The organism is Streptomyces sp. NPDC021019 (genome assembly GCF_044333295.1).
Classification (GTDB): Bacteria; Actinomycetota; Actinomycetes; order Streptomycetales; family Streptomycetaceae; genus Streptomyces.
Genome location: NZ_JBIRQR010000002.1, coordinates 523655 through 537617, shown reverse-complemented (window position 1 = coordinate 537617; position 13963 = coordinate 523655). Strand labels below are relative to the sequence as shown.

Annotated in this window: 12 protein-coding genes; 5 read left to right on the top strand and 7 right to left on the bottom strand. The window is 73.2% G+C overall.

What is annotated here, in order from left to right:
* Positions 1-79 precede the first annotated feature (79 nt).
* Entirely contained in the window at positions 80-1747 is a 1668-nt protein-coding gene (locus tag ACH4RG_RS13325) for an alkaline phosphatase D family protein (protein ID WP_398539509.1), read from the top strand.
* 41 nt (positions 1748-1788) lie between these two features.
* Here the strand turns inward: ACH4RG_RS13325 and ACH4RG_RS13320 are convergent, their stop codons facing one another.
* Positions 1789-2784 carry a Gfo/Idh/MocA family protein gene (locus ACH4RG_RS13320; RefSeq protein WP_397930320.1) on the bottom strand — a complete coding sequence of 332 codons (996 nt, stop codon included), beginning with the start codon at positions 2782-2784 and terminating at the stop codon, positions 1789-1791.
* Between the two features lie 89 nt (positions 2785-2873).
* On the opposite strand from ACH4RG_RS13320, the gene ACH4RG_RS13315 reads away from it, so the two are divergent.
* Positions 2874-4265, top strand: a complete 1392-nt coding sequence (locus ACH4RG_RS13315; RefSeq protein WP_397916543.1) for a multidrug effflux MFS transporter — start codon at positions 2874-2876, stop codon at positions 4263-4265.
* A gap of 34 nt (positions 4266-4299) precedes the next feature.
* On the opposite strand, the gene ACH4RG_RS13310 is transcribed toward ACH4RG_RS13315, so the two are convergent.
* Positions 4300-5622, bottom strand: a complete 1323-nt coding sequence (locus ACH4RG_RS13310; RefSeq protein WP_397916542.1) for a hypothetical protein — start codon at positions 5620-5622, stop codon at positions 4300-4302.
* A 240-nt stretch (positions 5623-5862) separates the two neighbouring features.
* On the opposite strand from ACH4RG_RS13310, the gene ACH4RG_RS13305 reads away from it, so the two are divergent.
* Positions 5863-6861 carry a small ribosomal subunit Rsm22 family protein gene (locus tag ACH4RG_RS13305; protein WP_397916541.1) on the top strand — a complete coding sequence of 333 codons (999 nt, stop codon included), beginning with the start codon at positions 5863-5865 and terminating at the stop codon, positions 6859-6861.
* 63 nt (positions 6862-6924) lie between these two features.
* On the opposite strand, the gene ddaH is transcribed toward ACH4RG_RS13305, so the two are convergent.
* On the bottom strand, positions 6925-7740 hold the full coding sequence (gene ddaH, locus ACH4RG_RS13300; RefSeq protein WP_397916540.1) for a dimethylargininase: 816 nt from the start codon (positions 7738-7740) through the stop codon (positions 6925-6927).
* A 315-nt stretch (positions 7741-8055) separates the two neighbouring features.
* Here ddaH and ACH4RG_RS13295 point away from each other — a divergent pair, with 315 nt between their 5' ends.
* Positions 8056-8685 (top strand): TetR/AcrR family transcriptional regulator, encoded by a 630-nt coding sequence (locus ACH4RG_RS13295; protein ID WP_397916539.1) that lies wholly within the window; start codon positions 8056-8058, stop codon positions 8683-8685.
* 196 nt (positions 8686-8881) lie between these two features.
* Complete coding sequence (locus ACH4RG_RS13290) at positions 8882-9628, top strand: bifunctional DNA primase/polymerase (protein WP_397916538.1); 747 nt, start codon at positions 8882-8884, stop codon at positions 9626-9628.
* Between the two features lie 106 nt (positions 9629-9734).
* Here ACH4RG_RS13290 and ACH4RG_RS13285 read toward each other — a convergent pair whose 3' ends face one another.
* The 4 genes from ACH4RG_RS13285 to ACH4RG_RS13270 all read right to left on the bottom strand — a co-directional run bounded on the left by ACH4RG_RS13285 (position 9735) and on the right by ACH4RG_RS13270 (position 13938).
* On the bottom strand, positions 9735-10763 hold the full coding sequence (locus ACH4RG_RS13285; RefSeq protein ID WP_397916537.1) for a hypothetical protein: 1029 nt from the start codon (positions 10761-10763) through the stop codon (positions 9735-9737).
* Positions 10764-10892: 129 nt separating this feature from the next.
* Complete coding sequence (locus ACH4RG_RS13280) at positions 10893-11732, bottom strand: heme ABC transporter ATP-binding protein (RefSeq protein ID WP_397930323.1); 840 nt, start codon at positions 11730-11732, stop codon at positions 10893-10895.
* Entirely contained in the window at positions 11729-12841 is a 1113-nt protein-coding gene (locus tag ACH4RG_RS13275) for a FecCD family ABC transporter permease (protein WP_398539508.1), read from the bottom strand. Before ACH4RG_RS13275 ends, ACH4RG_RS13280 begins: the two co-directional genes overlap by 4 nt.
* Positions 12838-13938: a hemin ABC transporter substrate-binding protein gene (locus tag ACH4RG_RS13270; protein ID WP_397930328.1), complete on the bottom strand. Its 1101-nt coding sequence runs from the start codon at positions 13936-13938 to the stop codon at positions 12838-12840. Before ACH4RG_RS13270 ends, ACH4RG_RS13275 begins: the two co-directional genes overlap by 4 nt.
* Positions 13939-13963: the final 25 nt, after the last annotated feature.

Genomic DNA, 13963 nt, shown 5'->3' with positions numbered 1-13963 from the left:
ATGTTGTGCACGCGACAACGGTGCGTCGTCGCGTGCGGCTGCCATGAACCCCGACAGCATCCGGGCTGAGGAGGGGCATATGACAGCCGCAGGAACCATCATGACGCCCGATCAGAGCACACGGGTCACCGAGCTCCGCGCCGCCGCACGGCTGCTCGAACCGGGCGTGGGACGCAGACGCTTCCTGACCGTCACCGGAGCCGCCGCCGCGCTCGCCTTCGCCGTGAACCTGCCCGCCGCCGGCACGGCGAGCGCCGCCGAACTCGACGCCCGCCGGATCACCGAGGACCCGTTCACCCTCGGTGTCGCCTCCGGCGACCCGCAGCCCGCGTCCGTCCTCGTCTGGACCCGGCTCGCGCCCCGCCCCTACGAGCCGGGCGGCGGACTGCCGCGCGGCCGGGTCGAGGTGCGCTGGGAGGTGGCCCGCGACGAGAGCTTCCGCCGTATCGAGCGGCGCGGCTCGGTCACCGCCCACCCCGAGTTCGCCCACAGCGTCCGCGCCGAGGTCCAGGGCCTCGACTCCGGCCGCGTCTACTACTACCGCTTCCGCGCCGGCAGCTGGACCAGCCCGGTCGGCCGCACCCGCACCGCCCCGGCCCCCGGAGCCCGCACCAGCTCCCTGGCCCTGGCCGCCGTCTCCTGCCAGGCGTACCACGACGGCTACTTCACCGCCTACCGCCACCTCGCCGCCGAGGACGTCAACGTCGTCTTCCACCTCGGCGACTACCTCTACGAGTACGCCGTCACCGCCACCGGCGGAGCCCGCGGCTACACCGACCGCAGACTTCCCGCGCACTACAACCGCGAGACGGTCACCCTGGAGGACTACCGGCTGCGCTACGCCCTCTACAGGTCCGACCCGGACCTGCGCGCCGCCCACGCCGCCCACCCCTTCGTCGTCACCTGGGACGACCACGAGACCGAGAACAACTACGCGGGCGGCACCCCCGAGAACGACGTGCCTCCCGAGGAGTTCCTGCTGCGCCGGGCCGCCGCGTACCGCGCGTACTGGGAGAACCAGCCGCTGCGCACCCCGCAGCGCCCCACCGGACCCGACATGCGGCTCTACCGCCGCCTGAAGTTCGGGCGGCTCGCCCAGTTCGACATCCTCGACACCCGGCAGTACCGCAGCGACCAGGCGTACGGCGACGGGTGGCGCACCCCGGGACCCGAGTCGGAGGACCCCGCGCGCACCATGACCGGGGCCGCCCAGGAGCGCTGGCTGACCGACGGCTGGCGGGCCTCGAACGCCACCTGGAACGTCGTTCCGCAGCAGGTCACCTTCGCGCGGCGGCGCGATGTGCCCACCGACGCCTTCAAGCTCTCCATGGACTCCTGGGACGGCTACCCGGCCTCCCGGCAGCGGGTGCTGGCCGGGGCCGAGGCCGCCGGGGTGGCCAACCTCATGGTCCTCACCGGAGACGTCCACGTCTCCTACGCCTTCGACCTGAAGAAGGACTTCGACGACCCCGCCTCGCGGACCGTCGGCACGGAGATCGTCACCACGTCCATCAGCAGCGGCAAGGACGGCGCGGACCGGCCCGCCAACTGGGAGAACCAGACCCGCGCCAACCCGCACCTCAAGCACTACAACGGGCGGCGCGGCTACGCGCTCGTCACCCTCGGAACGAAGGAGGCCCGCGCCGACTTCCGTACGGTGGCGGCCGTCACGACCCCCGGCGCGCCCCTCGCCACAGCGGCCTCCTTCGTCACCGAGGCCGGGAACCCGGGGCTCACCCCCGCGTAGAACCTCCCGCCCGCACCGGAGGCCTCACGCACGCTCCGGGCTCAGCGGTCCGCCGGGTAGCGGACGCCGATACGGTCCCGTACCGCGTCGAGCGTCCGCATCACCGCCAGCGAACCCTCCAGCGGGACGAGCGGGGACTCGGTCTCGCCCGCCCGCACCGCCCGCGCCACCTCGACGGCCTCGTACTGCATGCCCGAGAGCCCCTGGCATCCCGGCCCCGAGGTGATCGTCTCCGGCTCCGCGCCCGCGCGCCGCAGCACGAAGTGGTCCGGATGGAAGAAGTCGCGCGGGAGGTCGATCCGCCCGGCCGTGCCGATGACGGTGGCCGCCGTCGGATGGTGGCCGACGATCGAGCACGACAGCAGCGCGGTCGCACCGGAGTCCCAGCCGAGCAGCATCCCCGTGTTCAGGTCGATGCCCTCCGGGGACAGCAGCGCGTCGGCCCGGACCCGGTCCGGCTCGCCCAGCAGCAGGTGGGCGAAGGAGACCGGGTAGACGCCGAGGTCCAGCAGCGCCCCGCCGCCCAGGTCCGGATCGCGCAGCCGGTGCCCGGGAGCGAAGTCGCCCGCGAAGCCGAAATCCGCCTGTACGGTACGGATCTCGCCGATCGCCCCGTCCCGGACCAGCTCGGTGAGGCGGCGGACCACCGGGTTGAGATAGGTCCACATGGCCTCCATCAGGAAGAGGCCGCGCTCCCGGGCCAGCGCCACCAGCTCCTCCGCCTCCCGGCTGTTGAGCGTGAACGCCTTCTCGCACAGCACATGCTTTCCGGCCCGCAGCGCGAGCGAGGCAGCCGCGTGGTGCGCCGAGTGCGGCGTCGCCACGTACACCACGTCGACCTCGTCGTCGGCGACCAGCTCCGCCCAGCCGCCGTAGGCCCGCCCGATCCCGTGCCGTTCGGCGAACTCCCGCGCCGAGGCCTCCGTGCGCGAGGCCACCGCCACCACCTCGGCGTCGGGGAGCCCCTGTACGTCCGCCGTGAACCTCGCGGCTATGCCGCCCGTCGCCAGAACACCCCAACGCACCGTCCCACCCATGCCCGCCACCCCAGCCCGCCCGAAAAAGGTATCGACCACTCCGGCCTAGCTGAGAGCATAGATGCGTATTCAACGATGTGGAGAAGAGAATGCCGGACAGCGGCGGCAGCCGGGCCCAGCGAGCACACATACCCGCCACCGGGACCGGTGCAGGGGCCGACGACCGGACGATCCCGCACGGCGACGCGGGCGCCCTCTCCGTCGACCCCGCCGCCCCGCAGGTCACCGCCCCCGCCGGCCTCCCCGGGCCGGCGGCGAAGACCGCCCGGCGCACCGGCCTCCTGGTCACCATGGTCCTCGGCGGACTCACCGCACTGCCGCCGCTGTCCATGGACATGTACCTCCCCGCGCTCCCCGCCGTCACCGACTCCCTCCGCGCCCCCGCCGCCACCGTGCAGCTCACCCTGACCGCGTGCCTGGCCGGAATGGCGCTGGGCCAGCTCGTCGTCGGTCCCATGAGCGACCGCTGGGGCCGCCGGAGACCGCTGCTCCTCGGCATGGTCGTCTACGTCATCGCCACCGCCATCTGCGCCCTGGCCCCCACCGCCGAACTCCTCATCGGCTTCCGTCTCCTCCAGGGGCTCGCCGGCGCGGCCGGCATCGTCATCGCCCGGGCCGTGGTGCGCGACCTCTACGACGGCGTGGAGATGGCCCGGTTCTTCTCCACCCTGATGCTGATCTCCGGCGTCGCCCCGGTCATCGCGCCGGTGATCGGCGGCCAGGTCCTGCGGATCACCGACTGGCGGGGCATCTTCGTCGTGCTGACCGCCGTCGGCGTCGTGCTCACCCTGGTCGTCTGGAAGTGGCTGCACGAGACGCTGCCGCCCGCCGACCGCCACACCGGCGGGGTCGCCGACGCCCTGCGCACCATGCGGGGGCTGCTCGCCGATCGCGTGTTCACCGGCTACATGGTCGCGGGCGGGCTCGCCTTCGCCGTCCTGTTCGCGTACATCGCCGCCTCCCCGTTCGTCGTGCAGGAGATCTACGGGGCTTCGCCCCAGACCTTCAGCCTGCTCTTCGGGCTCAACTCGATCGGCCTGATCACCGTCGGGCAGATCAACGGCAAACTGCTCGTGGGCCGGATCAGCCTCGACAAGGTGCTCGGCGTCGGCCTCGCGGTGATCGTGCTGGCCGCCGTCGCGCTGCTGCTCATGACGGCCGGCGTCTTCGGCGAGGTCGGCCTCGTACCGGTCGCGGCCGGGCTCTTCGTGCTGATGTCGGCGATGGGCCTCGCGATGCCGAACACCAACGCCCAGGCCCTGATGCGCACCAAGCACGCGGCGGGTTCCGCCTCCGCGCTGCTCGGCACGTCCTCGTTCCTCATCGGCGCCGTCGCCTCCCCGCTGGTCGGCATCGCCGGCGAGGACACGGCCGTCCCGATGGCCGTGGTCCAGGTCGTGTGCGCGGTGGCGGCGGTGGCCTGCTTCCTGCTCCTGTGCCGCCCCTGGCAGCGAGCGGGCCGCGAGGCCGGCGGCCTCTGAAGCCACCGCGGCCCCGACGCCCGCCGCGCAGGACTCAGCCGGACCGCGGGTACCCGATCAGATGCGTACGGTCCTGCCGGTCGGTCCAGCGGAACACCCCGACGCCCGTGGTCTCCGTCCCCGGCAGCCGCGCGTTGCGCGACAGCCGCTCGGTGCTCCAGGTCGCGAAGTCCATCGCGACCGGGAGCCCCCCGCCGGACAGCGCCTCCGAGGCGTCGCGCGCGTTCTCGGCCCCGTACGCGATGCCGTCGTCCGTCACCGTGGCCAGCGTCAGATGGGCGGCGCCGTCCTCGTCCTCGAAGCAGCGGCCCTGCTTCGCCTCCAGATCGAAGGCCAGGTTCCCGGCGATCAGGTAATCGCCCGAGGGGGAGAGGACCGCCTGCGGGAAACGCCCCGGTTTTATGGCGGGCTTGTGGCACTCCACCGAGGTGAGGACCTCACCGGTCGCCGCGTCGTGCACCGCCCACAGCTCGTGGGTCGCCGCCCGCTTCGTCTTCTTCGCGGGCGCCCACTTCGCCAGCACCTGGTCCGGGGTCGTCGACGTCACCACACCGCTGCCCCTGTCGGCGCCCTTGGGCGCGACGTTCCGGCTGAACCAGCCGCCGAGCACCCAGAACTCCCGCGCCCCGCCCAGCAGCAGGCCCTCGGCGGTCTGCCCGTGCACCTCGGTGAGCTGCTTGCAGGCCGGGCAGCCCTTGGGGTACTTCAGCTTGTCCGCGCCCAGCTCGGACACCTCACCCGTGACCGGGTCCACCAAGGTGCTGTTCGCCTTCGCGTCGCTGATCACGATGGACGGCCCGGTCGTGTTGACATCCGGGGCGCCGGACCACGGCACCTCGACGCGCTGCCGGTTCCCGTTCGTCACGTCGTACAGATCGAGCGCGATGAAGGTTTTCGACGGCGACAGCCCGTCGCCGACCTTCCCGTAGGACCAGGTCACGAAGAACTGCCGGTCGCCCTTGGCGACCGTGGCGAGCCTCGGATAGTGCAGCGGGTCCGGCTGCCGCCAGGCCTTGCCGCGCCAGCCCAGTTCGCCGGTGGCCGTGTCGACGGTACGCAGCCGGTAGCGGTTGTCCTTCGACCGCTCCAGATAGGCCAGCAGGCCCGTCGCGTGGGAGACGGCCACGTCGGGGGAGGAGCCGATGATCTCCCACCCCCGGTCCGTCGCGTACTGCGGCGGAACGGTCAGCCGGGTCACCGGCCCGGCGCTCGGCAGCACCGGTTTCGCCGTCCCGGCCGCCGCGCCGTTCTTCCGGTCGTCCTCGTCGGGGCTGCCGCCACAGGTGGCCAGCAGCAGGAGCAGGGCGAGAAAGACCACCCCGCCGACGAGCGTCAACCGCACGATCTTCTGCCTCATGGCTCCCCTGCTGGACCATCTTGACCTGGTGCCGTCCACGCGCGGGCCAGCGTAGCAACAGGCCCACGGCGGTGTGGAGTTCGCCGGATTCCCGTTCCGTACCGGTTACGTGAAGCCTTGGTGCCGACCCGTCGCTCACCCGTCGCGGACCCGTGCCGCCCGCGCACGTCTCTCCGTACCCTCCCGTGGCCCGGCGAAGCGGAATGCGTGCACCGGGTCGCCTCCGCCTACAATTCGGCGGTGAACGTCACCCTCCCCACCGCACAGTCCCTGCGCGCGGCGCTGGCCGGGCTGCTCGACGGACTGCCGCCCAGACAGGCCGCGCAGGCCGTCGACCGGCTGATCGCCAGCTACCGGGGGGAGACCCCGACGGACGCCCCGATCCTGCGGGACCGCTCCGACGTCGCCGCGTACGCCGCGTACCGGATGCCCGCCACCTACGAAGCCGTACGGTCCGCCCTCGACGCCCTGGCCGGGGCCGCCCCCGACTGGACGCCCGCCACCCACACCGACGTCGGGGGCGGCACGGGCGCGGCGAGCTGGGCGGTGGCCGGGGTCTGGGAGGGCCCGGCCACGACCGTCCTGGACTGGGCCGAACCGGCCCTCGCGCTCGGCCGCGAACTCGCCGAGGCGTCCGGGGTTCCGGGGCTCCGCGACGCGCGCTGGGAGAAGGCGCGGATCGGAGCGGCGCTGGAGCTGGCCCCGGTGGACCTGGTGACCGTCAGCTATGTGCTCAAGGAGCTGACCGCCGGGGCCAGGACCGACCTGGTCGACGCGGCGGCGGCGGCCGGACAGGCGGTGGTGATCGTGGAGCCCGGCACCCCCGACGGCTACGCCCGGATCATCGAGGCCCGCGACCGGCTGACCGCCGCCGGGATGGGCGTCGCGGCCCCCTGCCCGCACAGCGACGCCTGCCCGATCACCCCCGGGGCCGACTGGTGCCACTTCTCGGCCCGGGTCAGCCGCTCCTCGCTGCACCGGCAGGTCAAGGGCGGCTCGCTGAGCCACGAGGACGAGAAGTTCAGTTACGTGGTCGCCACCCGCTTCCCCACCGCCCCGACGCCCGCCCGGGTCATCCGCAGGCCGCAGATCCGCAAGGGCCAGGTGCTGCTGGAGCTGTGCACCCGCGACGACGGCCTGGCCCGCTCCACGGTCACCAAGCGCCACGGCGAGCTGTACCGGGCGGCCAGGGACGTCGCCTGGGGCGATCCCTGGCCGCCGGAGAGCACGGACCGTTAGGGCGTGTCCGGCGGATCAGGACGGGGCCCGGTCACGATCCGCCGGGGACGCCCCGGCGGCCGGTCAGGCCCGCAGCTCCTGGGTGCAGCACTTCACGCTGCCGCCGCCCTTGAGCAGCTCGCCCAGGTCCATCGGGACCGGCTCGAAACCCCGGTCCCGCAGCGGGTCCAGGAGCCCTGTCGCCCCCTGCGGCAGCAGGACGTGGCGCCCGTCGCTGACCGAGTTGAGGCCGAACGCCGCCGCGTCCGCCTCCCGGGCGAGCAGCGCGTCCGGGAACAGCCGGCGCAGTACCGCCCGGCTGCCGGGGGAGAACGCGTCCGGGTAGTACATGATCTCGTCGGCCGCCGCGTCCAGCACGCACAACGCGGTGTCCAGGTGGTAGTAGCGCGGATCCACCAGATCGAGCCCGATGACCGGCATCCCGAAGAACTCCTGGGCCTCCATGTGCGAGAGCGGACTGGACCGGAAGCCGCGTCCGGCCAGCAGGTACGAGGCGGTGACGGCGAAGTCTCCCTCGCCCTCGTTGACGTGCTCCGGCTCATGGACCTCGGTGAAGCCGTGCTCCCGGAACCAGTCCCGGTGGGCTCCGGCCTCCGCGTACCGCTCCCGGTACGCGAACAGCGCGCCCAGCACCCGGCCGCCGATCACCGTGGCGCCGTTGGCGGCGAAGACCATGTCGGGCAGGTCGGGGCGGGGGGCGATCAGCTCGACGGTGTGGCCGAGGGCCCGGTAGCGGTCGCGCAGGTCCTCCCACTGGGTCCGGGCCAGCGGCAGGTCGACGGGTTTGGACGGGTCCATCCACGGGTTGATGGAATAGGTGACCCGGAAGTGCTCCGGGGCGCACATCAGGTAGCGACGAGGGGTGGCGTCACGGTTCAACTCTGGCTCCTCGCGAACGGCGGCCGGGCCGCGGAACGGTGGGATGCGCACGGTCTGTGCGTGAGCCCATGGTGCGCCGTGCGCGCCGGATCCGCAGTCGATCGATCGGGTGGTTCACCGGACCCCCCGATCGCGGCCCCCGCCCGGACGCGCCGCGCCGTTCGGACGCGCCGCGCCGTTCGGACGCGCCGCGCCGTCCGGACGCGCCGCGCCGTCCGGATCTCCGGCGCCGCCCCGATGTGCCGCTGCCCGGCCCACGACCCGTAGCCGCCGCAAGACGATACGTATCGGTTCGGTGGGCGTTAGATTGGACGCATGGCACCCACCAAGGCACCCGACTCCAGCCGCCGCAGCGACCGTTCCCGCCGCGCGATCCACGACGCCGCCCTCGCCCTCGTGGGAGAGGTGGGGTACCAGCGCACGACGATCGAGGGTATCGCCGCCCGCGCGGGGGTCGGCAAGCAGACCATCTACCGCTGGTGGCCCTCCAAGGCCGCCGTGCTGATGGACGCCTTCCTCGCCCTGGCGGGCCGGGCCGCCGAGGACGCCGGGCCGCAGTCCGGCGACGCCGCGCAGGGCATCCCCGACACCGGCGATCTGACCGCCGACCTCAAGCTCGTCCTGCGGGCCACCGTCGACGAGCTGAACGACCCGGCGCTGGAGGTCCCCACCCGCGCGCTGACCGCCGAGGGCATCGTCGACGCGAAACTGGGCGCCGAATTCGTCACGAAGCTGCTCGAACCGCAGCTCGCGCTGTACGTCACACGCCTGCGGGCCGCCCAGGAGGCCGGGGACCTGCGTGCCGACGCCGACCCCCGGATCGCCCTGGAGCTGCTCATCGGCCCGCTGATGCACCGCTGGCTGCTGCGGACCCTGCCGCTCACCCACACGTACGCCGACGCGATCGTCGACTACGCCCTCGGCGGGCTCACCCCGCGACCCTGACCCCGAGGGCCCGGCGGGGGGCCCGGGGTCCAGCGGCACGAGTGAGAGACGTCCGATATGGGTGACATCGGGCGTGATGGTGCTCACTCGGTGCGGTGGTACTCGGCCCCGCTGGTGAACTCTGGCCACCCGAACCGCAGGATGGTGCGACGATGGAGAGGCAACGCTGAGGTGAACTGCTGAGGTGAGGGGATAGATGGGCGCCGATTCCGGCCGTTTCCGCGGCACAGAGAGCAGGATCTCCCAGTGGCTGCGGCGACGTCCCAAATCGCCGGGGGCCGAGGCCGACGAGTCGGCCAGGGTCGCGCTGCTCCTGGCGGTCGCCGACGCGGGTATGCCCATCGCCCCCGCCGCCCACCCCCTCGGATACCGATGTTCGTGCGAACGCATCGGCTGTCCCACCCCCGCCCGGCATCCCATCTCCTTCGCCTGGCAGACCCAGTCGACCACCGACCGCGCCCAGATCGAGCGCTGGGCGGACAGTCAGCCACTGGCCAACTTCATCACCGCGACGGGCATGATCCACGACGTGCTGGACGTGCCGCTCACCGCGGGCCGCGGCGCCCTGGAGCGCCTTCTCGACGCCGGAATCGACGTCGGCCCGGTCGCCCAGTCCGGCGAGGACCGGATGCTCTTCTTCACCGCCACCCGCGGCACCCCCGAGGACGAGGACGAGTGGTGGCCCTGCGAGCTGGACTGCCACCCCGAGACCATGGACGCCCACCCGGGCCTGCGCTGGCACTGCCGGGGCAGCTACGTCCTGCTGCCGCCCGCCCGGCTCCCCGGTGAGCTGGACGTCCACTGGGTGCGGGGCCCCGAGCACGAGCTGCCCGATCCGCTGACCCTGCTGGAGACGCTCACCGACGCGTGCGCGCGGTACGCGGGCAGTGCCGAGCAGAGCGAGCTGGACCACGACTCGATCGCCTGGCCCTTGAGCCGCTGAGCCGCTGGCTCACCGGTCCGGCGCGCGACCGCCCGGCCGCAGGGCCGGGCGCCGTCGGACGTCGCCGGGCCGCCCCGCGGCGCGGCGGCCCGAGCCGCTGCCCTGCCTACTCGCCCTTCGCCGCGACCAGACCGGGCAGCCGGTTCAGCATCCGTACCTTGCCGCCGGAACCGGAACCGGAACCGGACTTGGATCCGGCCGCTCCCTCGCGCGGCGGGACGTGCACCAGCTGGCTGGAGACCCGCTCCTTGGTGAGACTGCTGTTCACCTCGCCGGTGAGCAGCGCCTTCACATCCGCGTTGACCTCGGGGCGCAGCCCCTTCGCCGCGGTCTGCCGCTCGAAGTGCTTGCTGCTGAAGAAGACCAGCGCCCCGCCGTCCTCGGTGCGCAGTCCGAGCGGCGCGAACGCCGCACGCGTCAGTGGCTGGTCGACGTACTGGTACGAGAACCCCGCCCGCCGTGTGGTGCGGCGTGTCTCGCGCCAGCCCGAGGTCGCCGATGAGGGTGTGAACACATCCGGGGCGCCACTCTGCAGATAGCCGGTGTACGAGGTGCTCAGCTCTGCGGGCGCCACGGCCAGACCGTCGTCCCCGGGCTCCACCGGAGTGGCGAACCCCTCCTCGTCCAGGGTGAACTCCGGCACCTGGGACGACGGGACGACCGCGAGGTAGGCCGCCTTCCACAGCGCGTCGGGGCCCGACCGTACGAACGCCACCAGCCAGCGGGTGTCCAGCTTCCCGCCGTCCCGGTCCCGGTTGGAGTCGGTGTCCGCGAGGAACCAGCGCGGCCACCCCGCCTTCTTGGGGACGACGTACGTCGCGTCGTCCAGCACCAGCGGCTTGTGCGCCTTGTTGCCCTCGGGGTTGTACGTCTGCCGCGCCTTCAGCCCGGCCTGGTTGATCGCGCCGAGCGAACCCGTCACCCGGTCCGCGTCCAGCGCCGGATCGAACGCCTTGTCCGCGGCGTTGTAGGCGTCGGTGAAGTCCTTGAGTGCCTGTGCGGCCTCCGGCTTCTTCGCCCCGGGCAGCACTTCCAGCTCCCCGTGCACCGTCACACAGCCGCTCGCCGTCACGCACAGCACCGTCGCCGTCGCGAGCCCCGCCGTCAGCCGACCCAGCCCAGGGTGTCTCGTCATCCGTTGCTTCCGCGCCTTCTGATCCGTCGCCCGCACTGACCGTCGAAACCCTACCGGGGCGGCGCACGGCGTGCGGCGGGGGACCGGATACAGCGCCCACACCGTGATCCGGCGGCGGAGGCAGCCATGTCAGACCCCGCGCACCGGCACGATCAGCGGCCTGCCCGTACGGGGGTGGGGGAAGACCTCCACCGGCTGCCGGTAGACCTCACCGAGCAGCTCACCGCTGAACACCTCGTCCGGCGAGCCCAGTTCCGCGATCCGCCCCTCGTGCAGGACGGCGGCCCGGTCCGCGTACGCCGCGGCGAGGCCCAGGTCGTGCAGCACGACCACCACCGCGTCCCCGGCGGCGGCCCGGTCCCGGCAGATCCGCAGCACCAGCTCCTGGTGGCGCAGGTCCAGGGCGGCGGTCGGCTCGTCGAGCAGCATCAGCGGGGCCCGTTGCGCCAGCACCCGGGCCAGCGCCACCCGGGCCCTCTCGCCGCCCGACAGCGCCGAGAACGGCCGGCCCGCGAACCGCGTCACCTCCGTGGCCGCCATCGCCGCGGCCACCGCCGCGTCGTCCTCGTCCTCCCGCTCCGTACCGGCCCAGGGCGCCCGCCCCATCCGTACGACGTCCTCCACCGGGAACGGGAAGGACAGCGCGGCGGACTGCGGCAGCACCGAGCGGCGCAGCGCCAGTTCGGGCGCGGACCACGCGGCGGCCGGCCGCCCGTCGATCCGTACCTCGCCGCTCGCGGCGGGCAGATCGGCGGCCAGCGCCGCCAGCAGCGTCGACTTGCCCGCGCCGTTCGGGCCGACCAGGGCGACCACTTCGCCCGCGTGCGCGGTCAGACCGACGGAGTCCAGCACCTGCCGCTGCCCGAGCCGGACCGTAAGACCGACCGCCTCGACGCCGGGGGAGCCGGGGGCCACGGGCGAGGGCAGCTCCCGGGGGCGTACCGCGAACAGGTCTCTCAGTGTCCTCATGCCCAACCACCTTGCTTACGACGGGTCCTGCGCAGCAGCCAGAAGAAGAACGGGCTGCCGAAGAGCGCGGTCAGCACCCCGAGCGGCAGTTCGGCGGGGGCCGCCACCGTACGGGCCGCGAGGTCGCCGGCCACCAGGACCAGGGCGCCGCCGAGCGCGCTGCCCGGAACGAGGAAGCGGTGGCCGGGACCGTTGGCCATCCGCAGCAGATGCGGGACGAGCAGCCCGACGAAGGAGATGATCCCGGCGACGGCGACCGCGGCGGCCGTCAGCAGCGCCACCACCAGCACCAGCACGATCCGCAGCCGCTCCACGTCCACGCCCAGGTGCCGTGCGGGCCGCTCCCCGAGCGCCAGCAGGTCCAGCTTGCGGGCGTAGAAGGGGGCGATGAGGAGCCCGGCCAGCGCGCACGGCAGCACGGCGAGCACCTTGGGCCAGGTGGCCTGGGAGAGCGAACCGAGCTGCCAGAAGGTGATCTGGGTGATCTGCGCGTTGTCGGCGAAGAAGATGAACAGGCCGATCAGCGCGCCCGCGAACGCGTTGACGGCGATGCCGGTGAGGATCAGCGTCACCACTTCGGTCCGGCCGCCGGACCGCGAGAGCGTGTAGACGAGCAGGACCGTGACCAGTCCGGCGACGAACGCGCAGACGGTGATGGTCCAGTTGCCGAAGAAGCTCAGGCCGAGCGCGATCGAGGCGACCGCGCCCACGGCCGCGCCCGCCGAGATGCCGATCACGCCGGGCTCGGCGAGCGGGTTGCCGAACACGCCCTGCATCAGCGCGCCCGCACAGCCGAGGGACGCGCCGACGAGCAGGGCGAGGACGACCCGGGGGAGCCGTACGTTCCACAGGACGCTCTCGCCGACCCGGTCCAGCTCCTGGCCGCCGAGCCCGATCCGGTGCTGCACGGAGGACAGGACGTCGCCGAGCGGGATGGAGTACGCGCCGATCGCCGCGGAGAGCAGACAGCCGACGAGCAGGGCGAGGGAGAGCGCGGCGGCGAGCAGATACGCCCTGCTCCGGGGGGACTCGGGGGTGGCGACGCCGTCCGCTCCCTCGCCCGGGGCCTGCGGACCGGCCCCGGTGCGTTCCTCGTACGCGGTGGTCACCGGCCCGTGCCGCCCGTCGCGTACAGCTGCTCGACGATCTCCGCGAGCACCCGGTCGGTGCGCGGCCCGTAGTTGAGCAGCACCCCGTCGTCGACGGTGACGATCCGGCGGTCCATCCCGGCCGGGGTCTCCGCGATACCGGGGATCTTCACCAGGCCGTCCATGCCGCCGACCGATTCGAACCCCTTGGTCATCAGGAGGATCGCGTCCGGCGCGGCCTTGGCGAGCGCCTCACTGGTGATGGCGGTGAAGTCCTTGTCCAGGCCCGACTCCTTGCCGGCGTCGACCGCGCCCGCCGCCTCCAGCAGCGAACCGGCCCCGGACTCCGCGCCGCCCAGCAGATAGACGGAGGCCGAGCCGCGCAGGTAGAGGAAGGCGACCCGGGGCTTCTCGCCGCCCGCCCGGTCCGGGATGGACTTCTGGACGGCGGCGATCCGGGACTCGGTCCGCTCCTTGAGCTCCGTGCCGGCGGACGGTACGCCGAGGGCCTCGGCGACGGTGCCGATACGGCGGCCGACGTCGGCGAGCTCCTTGGCGGGTTCGACGACGAGCAGCGGGATACCGGCGTCGCGGATCTGGTCGATCGCCTCGGCAGGCCCGGTGGTGGTGTCGGCGAGGACGATCGTCGGCCTCAGCGAGAGCACGCTCTCCGCCGACACGTCGTGGGCCCGGGTCACCACCGGGAGTTTCCCGGCCTGTTCGAAGGTGGCGGTGATGTCCCGGGCGACCACCTGCTTCCCGAAACCGAGGGTGAAGACGATTTCGCTCAGCGCCCCGGTCAGCGGCACGATCCGGTCGGTGGAACCGATCGTGACCTTCGTGCCGTCCGCCGAGTCGACCGTCACCGGCAGTTTCGGCGCGGGCGGGGCGGCCAGCGGCTCGACCCGGTCGGCGTCGGCGGTGCTCCCGGCGGACTTCGGCGCGGAGTTGCCGCTTCCGCTTCCGCCGCAGCCGGTCAGGACCAGGGCGAGGGTGGCAGCGGCGGTGAGGGCGGCGGCCGCCCTGCCCCGGGCCGGGCGGCGGGGAAAGGCCCGTCCGGCGTCCGGGCCCTCGGGGCCCTGGGGGCTCCGCGTGGCGAAGGCCTGCGAGATGTGCACGGGGCACCGTCCTGTCGTTCTGCGG

What these genes read in the sequence shown, in the direction of transcription:
- ACH4RG_RS13325 (WP_398539509.1), top strand. Translation starts at nt 80, where the DNA reads ATGACAGCCGCAGGAACCATCATGACGCCCGATCAGAGCACACGGGTC.
- ACH4RG_RS13320 (WP_397930320.1), bottom strand. Translation starts at nt 2,784, where the DNA reads ATGGGTGGGACGGTGCGTTGGGGTGTTCTGGCGACGGGCGGCATAGCC.
- ACH4RG_RS13315 (WP_397916543.1), top strand. Translation starts at nt 2,874, where the DNA reads ATGCCGGACAGCGGCGGCAGCCGGGCCCAGCGAGCACACATACCCGCC.
- ACH4RG_RS13310 (WP_397916542.1), bottom strand. Translation starts at nt 5,622, where the DNA reads ATGAGGCAGAAGATCGTGCGGTTGACGCTCGTCGGCGGGGTGGTCTTT.
- ACH4RG_RS13295 (WP_397916539.1), top strand. Translation starts at nt 8,056, where the DNA reads ATGGCACCCACCAAGGCACCCGACTCCAGCCGCCGCAGCGACCGTTCC.
- ACH4RG_RS13290 (WP_397916538.1), top strand. Translation starts at nt 8,882, where the DNA reads ATGGGCGCCGATTCCGGCCGTTTCCGCGGCACAGAGAGCAGGATCTCC.
- ACH4RG_RS13285 (WP_397916537.1), bottom strand. Translation starts at nt 10,763, where the DNA reads ATGACGAGACACCCTGGGCTGGGTCGGCTGACGGCGGGGCTCGCGACG.
- ACH4RG_RS13280 (WP_397930323.1), bottom strand. Translation starts at nt 11,732, where the DNA reads ATGAGGACACTGAGAGACCTGTTCGCGGTACGCCCCCGGGAGCTGCCC.